The sequence below is a fragment of the Bacteroides sp. CAG:633 genome, assembly GCF_000435115.1.
GTDB lineage: Bacteria > Bacteroidota > Bacteroidia > Bacteroidales > Bacteroidaceae > Bacteroides > Bacteroides ndongoniae.
The window spans coordinates 17,586-19,803 of the sequence record NZ_FR883109.1; the positions used below are offsets into that span (position 1 = coordinate 17,586).

General features: G+C 35.3%; 3 protein-coding genes and 1 pseudogene. All 4 read right to left on the reverse strand.

The window, feature by feature from the left end; all coding sequences use genetic code 11:
- Positions 1-254, reverse strand: a pseudogene (locus QVP67_RS11090) (hypothetical protein); the annotation flags it as partial.
- A gap of 11 nt (positions 255-265) precedes the next feature.
- Positions 266-958: a hypothetical protein gene (locus QVP67_RS11095; protein WP_022163626.1), complete on the reverse strand. Its 693-nt coding sequence runs from the start codon at positions 956-958 to the stop codon at positions 266-268.
- 304 nt (positions 959-1,262) lie between these two features.
- A complete protein-coding gene (locus tag QVP67_RS11100) occupies positions 1,263-1,823 on the reverse strand; it encodes a hypothetical protein (protein ID WP_022163628.1) in 561 nt (186 codons plus the stop codon).
- Between the two features lie 2 nt (positions 1,824-1,825).
- On the reverse strand, positions 1,826-2,218 hold a 393-nt coding region (locus QVP67_RS11105; protein ID WP_288180134.1), incomplete at its 5' end, for a hypothetical protein.

Here is a 2,218-nt window from a genome sequence, read left to right on the forward strand (position 1 = left end):
AGAGCACACCAATAACCTTTGTCAAAGTCTTTTAAAATAGGAAACAATTCTTCGGCCATTGCTGTGTATGAATTTACACAAGATTCTTCCTCAATATCGTCTGATTCATCATTTACAGGAATCAGATTAATAATGGTATTGTTTTTGATAGGAGCATGTACGGAAGTGCATATTTGCATTGTCTTACAATTGCCATCGTTAAGCATGTCCCATTTAACTTTTTCACCTATTTGTATAAAATCATATTTGCTCATAATAAATCAACTTAATCTAAACGATTTGTCCATGCCCGCACTTGTTCTGCTAAATTTTCAGACATTGGGCGTAGGTTATAAAAATATTCCCAATCTATTTCATTCTCAAATCCCGGACAATGATGGGCTACATATTCATAAAATTCATCTCGTTTTCTTTCTGCAAATTCTTCATCATCCTCATCATCTAACATCATAATTTTGGGAGTATTGTTTTCTCGGCATTCCTCTGCTGTTTGATAAAACCTATTGAATTTATTGGCATCATACACATTTCCTTGACAATCAATAAATTCAATTTCTCCTTGATGTATCACACAACCTTTTAAACGTTCTCTAGGCGTTCTGCATATCGGCCTGGATCCATCCCAAAGCCAACCAGAAAACTGAATACCGTTCCAAAGCAAATGCAACAAATATTTCTTTGAAAAATTCTCAATATTTATTTTGTTTAATGCTATTGCATTTCTTTCTTGCGTAGCGTCTTGAACAGTTGTATAAATACTTATATTTGAAGCAACCTCTATTTCTCCTTGTTTGTTGCCTAACCAAAAAATGTGTTGCGTGTTCACATTATGTCCACATATACCATCCTCTGTAACTTTTATGCCTCTATATTCAGCTTGATAGATTACGCCATTTCTGTGCATAAACACTCTAGTCCCAAAAGAAACAGGATAAACTGACACATATTTTTCTGTCATACTTATTTACATTTAATTGCTTAATATGTATTTATTGTTTAGAACCAAACTAATATTCTTGGGGTCTCCCAATAAAAATTGAATACTGGAAAAATCTCTTTAAGCGTTATCAAAATTTTCCCAGTTACTTGTTTCAAATGTCTGATTCTGAGAAAATCATTTGTTACCCAGTAATCAATTCCACTTTGAAGGCCAATCTGAGATAGAAGGGCCTTCAAAAAACACTTGATATTGCGTTTTGCGTCTTTTATAGAAGCGGAATTGAATTCTGTATAAACAATACGCTTTTTACGTTTTCGAGTCATTACTTGTTTTGTTCATAATTATTGTAATATTCTCTCCAAATATCCGGAAACTGAAGTACCGCATATTCGGCTAATTCCTGTGTTCTGAAGGAGAGCCGAGGCACGAAGTACCAAAACGAGTTCCCGAAAGAGTAACCCGCGTACACGTACCCGGGGGCGCAATCCGAGCCGACTTGAAAATCAACGTCACCACGAACTCCATCACGTTTAATCCAATATATGCCATATCCCTCTTCGCGTTCTTCCGCATCTTTCGTTAATTCCCACCCTTCGTTTAAAGCTTTAGCAATAGCTAAGATTTTCATGTGTGCTATTGCACATTTCATTTCACCTTCATTAAAATGGAAGGTATCAAAAACATGTAGCTGTAAATTATTTTCCCAATCATCAGGAATATTCAACTCATTACAAACATCTTTCCATGTCTTGATTCTATCCATCACGTTGCCCTTGAAATCCATATCTGGAAACAGGTGGGTCAGCATGTTTTTTACTTCTTCACTTCCAGATCTGTAAGCTGCTATTACATTACTTTTTAAAATCTCGATTTTTGATTCCATAATTACTTCTTTTTAAATTGGATTTTTCCAGATTTGTATAAATTGATTTTTTTATCTCTATATCTTTTTTTGACTTCAGTCCAATACTCTTTTGTATGTTTTTTAGCTGGAGTGCGTACAGGAGGTGTGATAATAGATTGAATCAGTCGTTTGCTGACATTAAACATAGAAGCCAGCTTGCGTTGACTATAGCCTTCACGTGCTAAAATCCTTATTGCTTGTCGTTGGTCTTCAGACAATTTAGCTCGGCCATCATACTTGGTGCCGGCCACTTTTATTGATTCTATCTTTAACGGCATATTACCAACCCAATTGATTTGCAATTTCTTGACACTCACTAAAATGAATGGTGTGACATCCAGCCGTAAGAATATCGTTCTTATAGGAATTGATTT

Bases quoted from the DNA above. Each gene is read 5' to 3' on its own strand.
- QVP67_RS11095 (WP_022163626.1), bottom strand. From the start codon at position 958: ATGACAGAAAAATATGTGTCAGTTTATCCTGTTTCTTTTGGGACTAGA.
- QVP67_RS11100 (WP_022163628.1), bottom strand. From the start codon at position 1,823: ATGGAATCAAAAATCGAGATTTTAAAAAGTAATGTAATAGCAGCTTAC.